9 protein-coding genes and 1 pseudogene are annotated in these 14,469 nt (G+C 58.8%); 4 read left to right on the forward strand and 6 right to left on the reverse strand.

From position 1 onward, the window contains the following. Window positions 1–60: 60 nt before the first annotated feature. The gene (locus tag RA20_RS25305) at window positions 61–378 is read right to left on the reverse strand and encodes a hypothetical protein (RefSeq protein ID WP_152618437.1); all 318 of its coding nucleotides are present in this window, start codon (window positions 376–378) and stop codon (window positions 61–63) included. Window positions 379–632: 254 nt separating this feature from the next. Here RA20_RS25305 and RA20_RS24920 point away from each other — a divergent pair. Next, a pseudogene (locus RA20_RS24920) lies at window positions 633–1,471 on the forward strand (IS5 family transposase). A gap of 108 nt (window positions 1,472–1,579) precedes the next feature. Here RA20_RS24920 and RA20_RS04790 read toward each other — a convergent pair. The 5 genes from RA20_RS04790 to RA20_RS04810 form a co-directional block, all read right to left on the reverse strand. After that, a complete protein-coding gene (locus tag RA20_RS04790) occupies window positions 1,580–2,884 on the reverse strand; it encodes an HlyD family type I secretion periplasmic adaptor subunit (protein ID WP_039125191.1) in 1,305 nt (434 codons plus the stop codon). Beyond that, entirely contained in the window at window positions 2,881–4,614 is a 1,734-nt protein-coding gene (locus RA20_RS04795) for a type I secretion system permease/ATPase (RefSeq protein WP_039125193.1), read from the reverse strand. The genes RA20_RS04790 and RA20_RS04795 overlap by 4 nt, the downstream gene beginning before the upstream one ends. 178 nt (window positions 4,615–4,792) lie before the next feature. After that, window positions 4,793–6,430: an ABC transporter ATP-binding protein gene (locus RA20_RS04800; RefSeq protein ID WP_052248831.1), complete on the reverse strand. Its 1,638-nt coding sequence runs from the start codon at window positions 6,428–6,430 to the stop codon at window positions 4,793–4,795. A gap of 25 nt (window positions 6,431–6,455) precedes the next feature. Next, window positions 6,456–7,370 carry an ABC transporter permease gene (locus RA20_RS04805; protein WP_039125195.1) on the reverse strand — a complete coding sequence of 305 codons (915 nt, stop codon included), beginning with the start codon at window positions 7,368–7,370 and terminating at the stop codon, window positions 6,456–6,458. Then, complete coding sequence (locus RA20_RS04810; RefSeq protein ID WP_039125197.1) at window positions 7,367–8,347, reverse strand: ABC transporter permease; 981 nt, start codon at window positions 8,345–8,347, stop codon at window positions 7,367–7,369. Before RA20_RS04810 ends, RA20_RS04805 begins: the two co-directional genes overlap by 4 nt. A 287-nt stretch (window positions 8,348–8,634) precedes the next feature. Between RA20_RS04810 and RA20_RS04815 the strand changes: the two genes are divergently transcribed. The 3 genes from RA20_RS04815 (at window position 8,635) to RA20_RS04825 (ending at window position 14,333) form a co-directional block, all read left to right on the forward strand. Next, entirely contained in the window at window positions 8,635–10,242 is a 1,608-nt protein-coding gene (locus RA20_RS04815) for an ABC transporter substrate-binding protein (RefSeq protein WP_052248832.1), read from the forward strand. Between the two features lie 300 nt (window positions 10,243–10,542). After that, a complete protein-coding gene (locus tag RA20_RS04820; RefSeq protein WP_039125199.1) occupies window positions 10,543–12,669 on the forward strand; it encodes a hydantoinase/oxoprolinase family protein in 2,127 nt (708 codons plus the stop codon). Beyond that, entirely contained in the window at window positions 12,669–14,333 is a 1,665-nt protein-coding gene (locus tag RA20_RS04825; protein ID WP_039125201.1) for a hydantoinase B/oxoprolinase family protein, read from the forward strand. Before RA20_RS04820 ends, RA20_RS04825 begins: the two co-directional genes overlap by 1 nt. The last annotated feature ends 136 nt before the right edge of the window (window positions 14,334–14,469 follow it).

Here is a 14,469-nt window from a genome sequence, read left to right on the forward strand (position 1 = left end):
GTTTTCATTGGTTCGCGGTTTCCACGAACCCATTGATCTTCGCGACTATTGGAATTGGTGTTATCCAGCTTTTCTGGACAAATTTTCATTTTCCTTCTCTTCACCAAACCCACTCTGAGAGTGAGGCCGTGATTCCAATGCACTCTTGATTGTTGCGTTGTTGCGAATTTGGTCGAGTGTAGACAACATTTGCACAAATCCGGATATCGGCATAATCATCACTTCTGTCCCAGAAACTCTAATGCCGGGTTTCATCAGCTTACCGTCCTCATTGTCTTTGGGACGTACTGGATCTACGACGCCAAAATGCATTTTTACATGGCCGTCGTGAATGGTGATTGAGGAGCACAAATCAGCCCAGTTGTGTTTCATTGCCATTGCTCTCTCCTTAGATGCAGTGTATTTGTGCGGACGCTTGGAACATGGCCTGATCCAAAGAGTCGTATGATGAGTGGTGTGCAGAAAGCTTATGGATTTGAGAGCTGAAAGCACGTGAAAGAAGCGTACTCAGGTCGTTAGAAATATTTTCATAGAGAGACCAATCTTTGATTGGTTCCAAAACGCTCTGTTGTGCAAATTCCGTGATGGATTCATTTGTGAATCCAGAGTGATAGCAGGATGGCAAGAGCAGACTGGCACCTCTTACTTACAAGACCGGAAACTGGCCCGCCTATAACGAAACGCTCAAGCGCCTGGACTCGCTGACGATCTGGTAAAACCCCGCGATGAACTGGGAGGCCGCCCCAACTGGCAGGCGCGGCCGTCGGCAGACCTGCAACGATACCGCCATTCAGACCTGCTTCACGATGCAGGTGCTGTCCGGCATGGCGTTGCGGCAGACGGCCGAGCCTGCTGCGGCTGGTCAGGCTGGATTGGCAGGTGCCCGACTTCAGCACCCTCGCCGTCAACACCCCCTATCGCGGCTCGCGGGGCCTGCTGCACCTGCTGATCGACAAAGGTGGAGGGCAAATGGCATGCGCGCAGGCTAGGTGGCTTCAAACGCCGCGTCTGGCGCAAGTTCCGCCTAGGGGTAGATTAGCAAACCTTGGAGATCCGGGCAGTCGAGATCACCGGGAGCCATGCCGGCGATGCGCCTATGCTGCCCGAATTGCTCGATCAGATCCCGTCGGATCGGGAAATCGCCAGCGTCCCGGCTGACAGGGCCTGCGAAACGAGGAACTGACGCGATGCCATAGCGGCTTAAGGCGCTCATTCCGTCATTCCTCCCGCTGGAATGTAAAACCATGGAAGACCTCCACCGCCAGTGCGGTTGCCAGAAACGAGGTGCTGAGGGCCTTGGAATACCACCGCCGGAGCCGCGTCGAAACAAAGCTGCACTGAATGAAACTTCTGGGGCAGGGCCTCATGGCACGGGACGTCGACCGCTGGGTCGCCGAGATCCTCAGTCCGTATCGCCGTCCTGAACGGCTACACCGCGCTAGGCATGCCCGCTACTGAGGTCCTCGGATAAGTCTGTCCGGGGAAGGGTATAGTTCGGCTATCATTCGATTTGCACAACAGAGCCACCCAGGATTGCCCCCATTTTTCCTTGTTTAGTTATGTCGATACATTCACATCTTCAGCTTTCGCGGAAGGCTTTCACGAAGTAGTCTGTCAGCGGCTTGACCAGATAGGCCAAAGGCGAGCGGTCCGCCGTGCGGATGTAGCTTTCCACCGGCATCCCCGGGATCAGCACGGTTCCGGCCGGCAGACGGCCGCGTTCGCCGGGGTTAAGTTCAATCTCGGCCCGGTAATAGGACAAGCCGCTGCCCTGATCCTCAAACGCATCCGCTGATACCTGGGTGACATGCCCGAACAGCTCGGGTGTGCTGCGCTGGTCCAGCGCCGAAAACCGCAAGGTCACCTCCTGCCCCGTGTAAAGCTGGTCAATGTCCGTGGGCGCCACCTGCGCAGCGATCACCAGAGGACGGTCCTGCGGCACCAGATACAGCACCGGGTCTGCCGGGCGGATCACCGAGCGCGGGGTCTGCACCTGCAGCCCGTAGACAATTCCGGAGACCGGTGCGGTAATATCAAGCCGCGCCAGCCGCCCTTGCAGCGAACGCCGGGTCTCGGCCAGTTCCAGTTCCTGGTAGCGCAGGTCGCGCAGGCGGCTGATCGCCTCCTCGCGCTGGCCGGAGCCCAGTTTCAAGATCTCGATGTCAATCTCGGTGATGCGGCCTCCCGCCTGCGCTTCGGAGGCCACAAGCTCACCCAGCTGGCCGTCAAGGCTGGCCTGGGTGCGGCGCAGGTTCAGCACCGTCGCAGCCTGCGCCAGGCCGCGGTCCAAAAGGGACTGCTGATTGCCCAGCTCCTCGCCGATCAGATCCAGCTGCACCTTCAGTGATTGCTGCTGCGCCTGGATGCCGCGGATCTGCTCCTCGATCTGCACCCGGCGCTTCTCCAGCTGCTCGATCTCGCGGGCAGTGGTGTCCTTGCGAGCCTGGAACAGCCGGTCCTGGCCCTGCACCAGATCCATCACATCAGGTCGGTCTTCGGCAATCCTCAGCAGCTCCGGGTCAAAGATGATATCAGCGGCGGTGTCGCGCTCGGCTTCCAGGCGGCCGCGGCGCGCCATCAGCTCGAACAGCTGGCCTTCAGTGATCAACAGCTGCGAGGTGAGCTCGTTGGCATCGAGCCGCAGCAGCGTTGCGCCTTCGGCCACGGTGTCTCCCTCGTCGACCAGAATCTCGGCCACGATGCCGCCGTCAAGATGCTGCACCACTTGGCGGTTGCGGTCGACCTCGATCTTGCCCGTCGCCACCACCGCGCCGGAAATCGACGACAGCACCGACCAGGAGCCGAAGCCGCCAACCAGGATTACCATTGCCAAGAGGCCGATGATCAGCGGCCGCCGCGCGGGCCAGTTGCTTTCCACGCTCATCGCACACCTCCTGCGCCAGTGGCCTGGCGGATATTCTGATGGTTGGCGACCATTTCCTGCAGCACCTTGTCCTTGGGGCCGAAGGCCGTCTGGGTGCCCTTGTCGATCACCAGCAGCATATCACACTCCTGGATCGCCGCCGGCCGGTGCGCCATGATCAGCACCGAGCGCCCCTCGGCCTTGATCTGCTTGATCGCCTGGTTAAGGGCAATCGAGCCTTCATTGTCGAGGTTCGAGTTCGGTTCATCCAGAATGACGATAACAGGATCGGCATAGAGCGCCCGCGCCAGCCCCACCCGCTGCATCTGTCCGCCCGAGAGGCGCCCGCCGGTGGCATTAACCCGCGTGTCATAGCCTTCGGGCAGCTTCAGGATCATCTCATGCGCTGCGGCCTTCCGGGCCGCTTCCACCACCTTTTCAGCGTCCGGCTGCTGCTGCAAGCGGGCGATATTCTGGGCGATGGTGCCATCAAACACCTGCACCCGCTGCGGCAGGTAACCGATATGGCCGCCCAGCACATCCGGTGCATACTGGTCCAGCGCGGCGCCATCCAAGCGCACAGAGCCCGCCGCGGGGCGCCAGACCCCGGTCAGTGCCCGCGCCAGGGTTGATTTGCCCGAGCCCGAAGGCCCGATCACCCCGATCGCCTGCCCCGGCTGCACCCGGAAATTCACATTTCGCAGCAAAGGCGTGTTGCTGCTCGGCGGCACAATCGCCAGCCCCTGCACTTCCAAAAGCGCCTTTGGCTTCGGGAGCGCGGTGCGTTCGGCCTCTTCCGGCACCTTGTCCAGCAATTCGGCCAGGCTGTGCCAGCCCTTCATCGCCCGCTGCACCAATGCCCATTGGCCCAGCCCCAACTCGATCGGCGCCAGCGCCCGGCCCATCAGGATCGAGCCGGCAATCATCGCACCGGGTGTCACCTCGTTCTGCAGCACCAGATAGGCGCCCAGGCCCAGCATCGCCGACTGCAGGAACAGCCGCAGCGTCTTGGTCAGCGTGGTGAAGCCGCCGCCGGTGTCATTGGCAGCCACGCTGTCCGTCAGCGCCGCGTCACGGGCCTGTTTCCAGCGTTCGAACGAGGCGCCGCGCATGCCCATCGACTGGATCATCTCCGCTTCGTTGCGGATTTCTTCGGACATCAGGTTGGCCTTATGGCCGGTCATGTTGGCCTTTTGCATCGGCAGCCGGGTGAACAGCTGGTTAAAGATGGCAATCACCACCAGCACCGCGCCGCCCGCCAGTGCCAGCAAGCCCAGCCAGGGGTGGAACAAGGCGATGCCCGCCAGGAACACCGGCGTCCAAGGCAGGTCGAAGGCAGCGGTCAGCACCGGTGAGGAGATCAGCCTCTGCACCGATTCCAGATCGCTGAGGCCGGTTTGCGCCGTCTGATCCTGTGCCACCGCTGAACGGCGGATCATCGCATCGAAAACCCGTTTGTCGAGCGCCGCCTGGAACCGTGCACCCACCCGCGCCATGATCCGGCCGCGGGCATAATCCAGCAGCCCCATCATGCCGTAGAGAAACACCACCAGCAGAGACAGCGCCAGCAGCGTCGCCTCGGAGCGGCTGCCGAGCACCCGGTCATAGACCTGCATCATATACAATGGGCCGGTCAGCATCAGCAGGTTCACAAAGAAGCTGAAGATACCGGTGAACCAGTACAGTCCCCGGCTCTGCTGCCGCACCCGGCGCAGCTCTTCATAGCCGTTCTTATAAATGCTTTTATTCATGGGCCATCCGTAGATCTTAGAGCTCTTTCTATTGTCCGCGACCATTTACATCTTGGATGGATATTCGCGTGAACAGCCACTCCGCAAGAAAACGGGATTAGTCGAAGTGCAACTAAAATGAGAGTTTTGCGAAGCAATAAACAACTCCTGATTATTCAAGGAGGGGGGGGGTGATCGGCTATATTCTGCTAGCATTTCGCCGTTTTAACCAATCTGGGTCCATTTCCGGCACTGAACTCAACAGATGGCGAGTGTATTCTGGGTAGGGAGGCGAAAGCACTTTGTTCTTTTGGCCCTGTTCTACAACACGGCCATTCAGCATAACCACAATCTCATCCGAAATTGCTTTCACCGTTGCAATGTCGTGAGTGATGAACAGATAGGAGATGTTGCGTTCCTCCTGCAATCTCATCAACAGTCGCAGGATCCCTTCTTGAACGATCTGATCCAACGCAGAGGTTACCTCGTCACAAATGACGACTTCCGGGTCCGCCGCTAAGGCACGAGCGATACAGATGCGCTGTTTTTGCCCCCCGGAAAGTTCACTTGGCAGGCGATCGAAGAAGCTCTCATTCAGCTCGATCTGCTCTAAAAGTTCGATCACCCGCGATTCTCGGTCGAGCCCCTTAACTCCGTGGTAGAATTCTATTGGGCGCCCGATGATTTCACCCACGGTCTGACGCGGATTCATCGCCGTATCCGCCATTTGGTAGATCATCTGGATCCGGCGCAATTGATCACGCGATCGGTTTTTCATTTCTGTTGGCAATATGTCGCCATTAAAGCGTACTTCGCCGTTACTCGCTGGTAGAAGCCCGGTTAGTACACGTGCCGTCGTGGATTTTCCCGAACCGCTTTCTCCAACAATAGAAACAGTCTTGCCTCTTGGAAGACGGATTGAAACATTGTGCAGGACCTGGACCGACTTACCATAAGAGGCGTCAATTTCGTCGAGTTCCAGCACGATGTCCTCCGAAGTTTCCGGCTCCTTATGCAAAGCGCGCACTGACCAAAGTGATTTGGTGTAATCCTCACGAGGAGCAGTCAACATCTGGTGAGTTTCCGCCTCTTCAATCTCTTGCCCATAGCGTAAAACCTTGATTCGATCTGCCATCTGCGCAACCACCGCAAGGTCATGTGTGATATAGATTGCGGCTGTATTGAATTCGTCCACGACCTTACGCATGGCGGACAAAACCTCAACTTGGGTGGTTACGTCCAGAGCAGTGGTCGGCTCGTCGAAGATGATCAAATCAGGGCGCGGCGACAAAGCCATAGCGGTCATAATCCGCTGTAACTGCCCTCCCGAAACCTGATGCGGATACCGGTTGCCAATCGTCTCGGGATGGGGCAGCGCCAGTGAGTCAAACAATTTTCGGGCATCCGTCCGCGCGGCTTCCGCGCTTTGCAGTCCTTCGCGTACAGTGGCGGCGACGGTCTGGTCAATCAGCCGATGTGCCGGGTTGAAACTAGCCGCGGCGGATTGTGCCACGTAGGTGATACGGCTGCCCCATATGTGTTGCAGTTCGCTCTGGGCTTTGGCTCGCATGTCTTCGCCATCGAAAATGATTGAGCCACCTGTGATACGGCAACCTGGTTGGGTATAACCCATCGCAGCCTTGCCCAAGGTAGATTTTCCAGCGCCACTTTCTCCAATTAATCCAAGCACCTCACCCCGTTTCAAGGAAAGGTTGATCCCCTTGATTATCGGGTTCCATTTTTCTTCAGTATAACCTTCTATGCGAATATCGCGCATTTCAAGCAGCAGGTCACTGGATTGGGCCGTTCTTTGCAAACCAATTGAAGCTTGGATCATTTCTAAAGTCCCTATACGCCGCTACTCAATACTCATCCCGCAGGCCACTGGCCTTGTGGAGAAACCAATCGACCACAAAATTCACGGCTACGGTGATTAGCGCGATTGCAGTGGCAGGAAGAAGCGGCGTCAGCCCTGCCTTAAGGTCAAATTTGGCAAATTGCACCATATTAGCGTTTTCACGAACCATGGTTCCCCAATCTGCAGTCGGGGGCTGAATTCCGACTCCCAAAAAGGATAGAGCTGCAATGGTCAGGAACACGAAGCAGAAGCGCAAGCCAAATTCGGCCACCAGCGGCGGCATGATATTGGGCAGGATCTCCCGCCGCATCACCCAGCCCACTCTCTCACCGCGCAGCACTGCGGCTTCTACGTATTCCATCACCGCAACGTTCACGGCCACTGCCCGTGTAAGGCGAAACACGCGCGTCGAATCCAACAGCGCTATGATCAGGATAAGCGACAAGGCTGAAGAGCCAAAAATTGACAGCAGCATTAGCGCAAAGATCAAACTTGGGATTGCCATCAGGACATCAACGCCTCGGCTGATCAATTGGTCTAGCCAGCCGCGATTTATTGAGGCAACTAGACCCAGCCCCCCGCCTACTACGAATGCAAGCAGTGTGGTAACAAAGGCGATGCCTATTGTATTTCGAGCGCCATAGATCAACCTTGAAAGGATGTCACGGCCAATCTGGTCGGTGCCTAACCAATGCTCGTTCGACCAAGAGCCATAGGGTTGGGAAAAGACCTGGCTTTCTCCGTAGGGAGCAATCCAAGGCGCCCCGATGGCTATCATCACATAAAATGCAATGACAAAAAGCCCAAATAGGGCCGTGGGCGGCGCCTTTCTCAGCTCAAACCACAGGCTTTGACGATAGGTGCGACGGCTGCGGTCAACCTCGGCCACGGCAGAATAGCTGTTTCTCTGATAGCTCATTTCGGATACAAAAGCCTCGGGTTGGTCATGATGCCGATGACGTCGGCGAACAGATTAAGCAGGATATAAGTGGCGGCAAAAATCAGCGCGCAGGCCTGAACCACCGGAATGTCGCGCGTGTTGACTGCATCAACCATCAACTGTCCAACACCGGGGTAGACAAAGACCACCTCTACCACGACGACCCCCACCACCAGATAGGCAAGATTAAAGGCAATCACTGTTGCAATCGGCGCCCAGGCATTGGGCAGGGCATGTCTCAAAATAACGCGGGTGGCGCTTTCACCATTCAGGCGCGCCATCTCAATATAGGGCGAGGCAAGAAGGTTAATTAGCGCGGCGCGGGTCATGCGCATCATATGCGCCACAATTACCAGCGTAAGAGTCATAGCGGGTAAGAGGCATTTCAGAATGCGCTCACCTAACGGCATGCCCGGCTCAACAATGGCCAGTGTCGGCAACCCGATCCAAAGTGTGCCTAACAGCAGGATCAGGATATATGCAACGAAGAACTCAGGAAAAGAAATCGCAGTGAGTGTGCTCGCACTCGCCAGCTTATCATACCGGGAGTTGCGCCACAGAGCCGTGGTAATACCAAGGAGCATTGCCAGTGGGACCGAAATCACGCCAGCAAGCCCTGCTAGAAACATGGTGTTCCACAAACGCGGCGCCACCAGCTCGACTACAGGGCGAGAACGGTCCACACCAGAACTGGCCCGCCCTGAGAAAGAAGTGCCAAGATCACCCCTAGCGACAGATCCAACCCAATCAAAATAGCGCAGCCAAGCTGGCCGGTCGAGGCCAAGCTCAGCACGAAATGCAGCAACAGCCTCTTCGGTTGCCGCCTGCCCCAAAACCGCCTGCCCGAAGTCGCCGGGAAGCATCTGGATAGAACTGAAGATGATGATTGAAACAATGAAAAGAGTCACGGCACCAAGAGCTAGACGCTTAAGTACAGTTACCAGTAAGGGATGCATAGGCGCTCCTAGAAACTTCACCTCGCGGGACTTGAAGGCTGGCGCTTATTTTACCAAAGCAACTAGCGTATTGTTGCAAAGAAACCAGACGCCTGGCAGCTGTTTTCTTTGCTTGAGCAGAGAGGCGCATCAGCTTCATACATTTACATACTGGCTCTTGATCACTTGTGTTCATCGCGTTCGCCGCCGAGTTCATCTCTGCGGAGTGTCGCAGGTTTTGCAATGGCTGTGCCAGTCGTTGTGTCTCTCATGGCGAAAACAAAACGAACAACAGTGGAGGATCTTCTATGATCGCCCGGAAGTCTGGATCACACTTCACTCAGTTGCCGACCTCGTCCCGAGGCGGGCTTTCGCGCCGAAGCTTCATAGCCAACACCCTTGCCGTCGGCCTCTCGGCCTCGGTTAACTCGAGTCTGGCTGGGCGAGCAATAGCCTCGACTCCTCGAAAGGGTGGCACTTTTAAAATAGGTTTCGGTAGTGGTTCAACTACCGACAGCCTTGATCCTGCTACTTACGAAGGCACCATCAACACTGCGATGGCTTACCTCTATGGCAACAACCTAGTGGAAGTTGACGCTGACGGTAACCTCCAGATGGAATTGGCCGAGAGCTATACGTCTGATGACGCCGTCACCTGGCTATTCAAAATACGGCGGGGGATTGAGTTCCACAATGGTCAGACGTTGAGCCCTGACGACGTCATCGCCACTATCGACCATCACCGAGGAGAAGGATCGAAATCAGCGGTGAATGGACTGGTGTCGCAGATCAAGGAAATGCGAGCTGAAGGAAATAACGTAGTCTTCGTTCTTGATGGGGCCAATGCCGACTTCCCATATGTCCTGTCCGATTACCACTTGATCGTCCTACCCTCGAAAGACGGTGCTTTAATCGATCCGCAGGGCGGCATCGGCACTGGCGGTTATGTGATCGAGACCTTCGAGCCAGGTGTGCGCGTCAAAGCCAAGCGCTTCCCAAACTACTTCAAATCCGATCGAGCGCATTTCGATGAGGTGGAGTTCCTTTCAATCATCGATCCGACCGCACGACAAACAGCGCTTCTGAACGGTGATGTTCATGCGATCGACCGGATTGACCCGAAAACCGTGTCTCTGTTAGGCCGAGCGCCTAACATAAACATCCTCGAAAAGACATCGACACTTCACTACACCGTGCCTATGCGCGTGGATGCCGCGCCCTTCGACAATTACGATCTTCGCATGGCACTGAAGCTGGCAGTAAAACGTCAAGAACTTGTGGATAAGATCTTACTGGGTCATGGTTCGCTAGGTAATGACCATCCGATTTCGACAGCGAACCGCTATTTCAACACCGAATTACCTCAGCGCGAATTCGACTCGGAAAGGGCAGCGCACCACTACAAGAAGTCGGGCCATAGTGGTCGGATACAGCTGTCTTCTTCGGATGCGGCCTTTACCGGTGCGGTGGATGCGGCCCAGTTGATCGCCGCCTCCGCGGCAGAAGCCGGGATTGACATCGAAGTGGTTCGTGAACCCTCGGATGGTTACTGGTCCAATGTCTGGAACAAGAAGCCCTGGTCCTTCTCCTACTGGTCGGGCAGGCCAACTGAGGATTGGATGTTCGCTTCGGCTTACACAAGTGATACGGAGTGGAACGAAACCGCTTGGCGTTCCGGGGAGGCAGCTGATCGCTTCAATTCAGTTGTGCTTGAAGCCCGTGCCGAGTTGGATGACACGAAACGCCGCTCACTTTACGCAGAGGCCCAGACCTTGGTGTATAATGATGGAGGCGCTCTGGTGCCAATGTTCGCTAACCACATCATGGGTGTGGCCAAAACCGTGGCCTATGGCGAGGTTGCCGCAAACTGGGAAATGGACGGCGGCAAGGCTCATGAGCGTTGGTGGTTCGCCTGACGTAAACGTCTTGGGTTGCAAATCTCGAAGCCCATGAAGTGTAGCTGGCCCGGCAATTCTCCCAACTAGCTGACCCGGCCGTAGCTTGGTATCCGAACGGTCTTCGTCGCTCTTGGGTTCGCCAATCATTTTCGGAAATGATGCCCAATTGAGCTTGAGCAAGGTAAACAACATGAAACACAGCTTCATTCCCAAACGCCTCGAGCGCCGCGCAACAGGGTGCGATCTGGTGCCACATTTCTGATGTCACGCCCTTTTCGGGGCGGAGCAAGAATCGGAATACTACCTAAGGAATGACCCATGACATCACCATCTACTGGCGCCAAAGTGGCGCTGCGCCTTGCCATTGATATTGGCGGCACCTTTACCGACACCGTGCTGGTGGCGGGTGAAGACACTATTCTTGCCTCGACCAAGACCCTGACAACGCATCAGAACCCGGCTGACGGCGCGATGGAAGGCGCGGCGCGGGTGATGGCGCAATCGGGCCGGTCTTTGGGCGAGGTGACCGGCTTCATCCACGGCACCACCCTGGCCACCAACGCGCTGATCGAGCGGCGCGGCGCCACGGTGGCGACGGTCACGACCGAGGGCTTCCGGGACATTCTGGAAATCGCCTATGAGCGGCGCTACTCGCAGTATGACATCAACCTGGAAAAGCCGGACCTGCTGGTGCCGCGCGAGCGCTCTCTGACCATCCGCGAGCGGATGTCGGCAGAAGGCGACGTGCTGATCGGCATGGAAGACAGCACGGTTGAGGCGCTGATTGAGGAGTTGGACGCCTGCGGCGCCGAGGCGGTGGCAATCTGCCTGATGCACTCCTATGCCAACCCCGATCACGAGCGCTGGCTGCGCGATACATTGGCCGAGCGGCGCCCCGGCCTGACGGTCTCGATTTCTTCGGAAGTCAGCCCCGAAGCGCGGGAGTTCGACCGGCTCTGCACCACCGTGGCCAACGCCTATATCCAGCCGCTGATGGAGACCTATCTGGCGCGCTTTGCCGAGCGTTTTGCGGCGGAAGGTGTGACCTGCCCGATCCTGATGATGACTGCGGGCGGCGGCATGTGCACCATTCAGACCGCGGCGCGCTTCCCGATCCGGCTGGTGGAGTCCGGCCCCGCAGGCGGCGCCATTCTGGCTGCCCGCATCGCGGCCCGCGCCGGGCTGGACCAGGTGCTGTCTTTTGACGTTGGCGGCACCACCGCCAAGCTGTGCTTGATCGACAACGCCCGCCCGCAGACCTCGCGCCAGTTCGAAATCGCCCGCGCGGCGCGCTTCATCAAGGGCTCGGGCATGCCGGTGCGCATTCCGGTGATCGAGATGATTGAGATCGGCGCCGGCGGCGGCTCAATTGCCGGGGTGGACCGGCTGGGGCGTTTGACCGTGGGGCCGAAATCGGCGGGTTCTGAGCCCGGCCCGGTGGCCTTTGGCCGCGGTGGCACCGAGCCGACGGTGACCGACAGCGACATCACGCTGGGCTACATCGTGCCGGACACCTTTGCCGAGGGGCATATCAAGATCGACCCGGAAGCGTCAAAAGAATCGCTGGCCCGGGTGATCGGCAGCAAGCTGGATCTGGACGGGGTTGGCTCGGCCGACGGCGTCAGCCGCATCGTGGATGAAAGCATGGCGAGCGCCGGCCGGATGCATGCAGTGGAATCGGGTAAGGACCTCGGCCCGCGCACAATGATTGCCTTTGGCGGCAACGGCCCGCTGCATGCGAGCCGGGTGGCGCGCTCTGCTGGTGTGTCCCGCATCGTGATCCCGCCGAACCCGGGCGTGGGCTCAGCCGTGGGTTTCCTGTTTGCGCCGGTCAGCTTTGAGATTGTGCGCTCGCGCTATTCGCTCTTGGAAACCATGGATATGGGCAGCATCAACGGCCTGTTCACTCAGATGATTGATGAGGCGAAATCGGTTGTGGCGCAGGGTGCGGGCGATGCGCCGACCGAAGTGCAGCGCACCGCCTTCATGCGCTATAACGGGCAGGGGCATGAGATCGAGATCTCCCTGCCGGACCGTGACCTGGCGGCGGAGGATCTGGGGCCGCTGACGGCAGCCTTTGAAACTGAGTATGCCAAACAGTTCTCGCGCCCGGTACCGGGGATGAAGATTGAGATCCTGAACTGGGCGGTGCGGGTGGCCACCCCGGATGCCGAGGCGGCAGCTGTGCCTGAGACACCGGAGCTGAAGAACATCTGGGCCGAGGCCTTCCGTCCGGTCACCTGCGACGTGGACGGCACAGTGAAACAGGCGGCCTTTGTGCCGCGCGACAACCTGAAGCCCGGCGACCGCGTCTGCGGCCCCGCTCTGATCACCGAACCGCAAACCACCACGCTGGTGTCGGCGGATTTCTCCGCCCATGTGGATGCAATTGGTAACCTCGTCCTGATCCAGGATCAGAAAGACGACCAGAAAGGAGGCGCATAATGGCTGCCGATCTTTCACAGGCCCTCTCGTCGGCCCGCCTTCAAGTCATGTGGAACCGCCTGCTGGCGGTGGTCGAGGAGCAGGGTCAGACCCTGATCCGTGCCGCGTTTAGCCCCATCGTGCGCGAATGCGGCGACATTTCGGCCGGTATCTTTGACGTGCAGGGCCGGATGCTGGCTCAGGCTGTGACCGGCACTCCGGGCCATATCAACACCATGGCCGAAGCCGTCATGCACCTGCGCGAGCGCTTCCCGGTGCAGAACATGAAGCCCGGCGATATCTACATGACCAACGATCCCTGGCTGGCTTCGGGGCATCTGAACGACTTCCTGCTGATGATGCCCGCGTTCAAGGACGGCAAGGTGGTCGGCTTCACCTCCTGCACCTCGCATCTGGTGGACCTGGGCGGCCTTGGCATGGGGCCGGAAGGCTCGGATATCTACGACGAGGGCCTGCTGATCCCGCCCTGCAAGCTGGTCGAGGAAGGCGAGCCGAACGCGCTGCTGATGGACATCATCCGGGCCAACAGTCGAGAGCCGATTGCCAATGAGGGCGACATCTATGCTTTGATTGCCTGCTGCGAGGCCGGGGTGACGCGGCTGGTCGACATGATGGAGGAGTTCCGCATCGACGATCTGGATGCGCTGGGGTCCTATATCATCGACACCTCCCGCCGCGGAACGCTGGAGGCCATCGCCGAGGTGCCCGAGGGTGTCTACAAGAACGTCTTGAAAATGGACGGCTATGAGAACGAGCTGGAATTGCACGCCACGCTGACCGTCACCAAGGACGGCATGCATGTTGATTTCACCGGCACTTCGGGCTGTTCGGGCAAAGGCATCAACGTGCCCCTGAACTATGCCACCGCCTATACGGTGTTTGCGCTGCGCTGCATTGTCGGCCCGGATATTCCGAACAATGCCGGTTCGCTGGAGCTGTTTACGGTGGACGGCCCCAAGGGCTGCATCCTGAACGCCCAGCGTCCGGTGCCGGTGGCGATGCGCCATACACTGGGGCAGGTGACGCCGGATCTGGTGCTGGGCTGCCTGCATCAGGCGCTGCCGGATCAGGTGCCGGCCGAGGGTGCCAGCTGCATGTTCGACTTGCCCATGCGCCACGCGCCGGAAGTGGCCCGCGACGGCGGCCGCGAGTTTGCCATCGAGCCTGTCCACAACGGCGGTACTGGCGCGCGGCCCCATGCGGACGGGCTGTCGGCAGCGGCATTTCCCTCTGGCGTTTATGGCTCTCAGGTGGAGATCACCGAGGCAGTGGCCCCGGTGGTGATGTGGCGGCGCGAGCTGCGGCCCGACTCCGGCGGTGCCGGCAAATACCGCGGCGGCCTCGGCCAGCGGATCGAAATGACGGCCTCCAACGACGCACCTTTCATCGTGTTCCTGTCGGTGGAGCGCTTGAAGTTCCCGGCGCTTGGCCGCATGGGCGGGCAACCCGGAGCCCCGGGCCGCATCCGCTTCCGCGACGGCGAGCAGGACATCCCCGGCAAAGGCGAGTTGCGGGTGGAGGCAGGCGACTACCTGATCTTTGAAACCCCCGGCGGCGGCGGCTTTGGCGACCCGGCGGAACGCGATCCGGATGCCCTGGCACTGGACCTGAAGTGTGGGTTGGTGACTGAGGAAGGCGCAAGCACCTATGGAGGTTCCAAATGATCCGCGCGGTTCCCCATGTTGCCGCCATGGCGCCTTATGCGCTGGCGGATCTCGGCGGCGAGGGGGTCATTTCCCTCGCCCAGAACGAAAGCGCCTTTGCCGCCAGCCCCGCCGCGATTGCGGCGGGCAAGGCGGT

It is taken from the genome of Leisingera sp. ANG-Vp, from assembly GCF_000813725.1.
In the GTDB taxonomy this organism is placed as follows: domain Bacteria; phylum Pseudomonadota; class Alphaproteobacteria; order Rhodobacterales; family Rhodobacteraceae; genus Leisingera.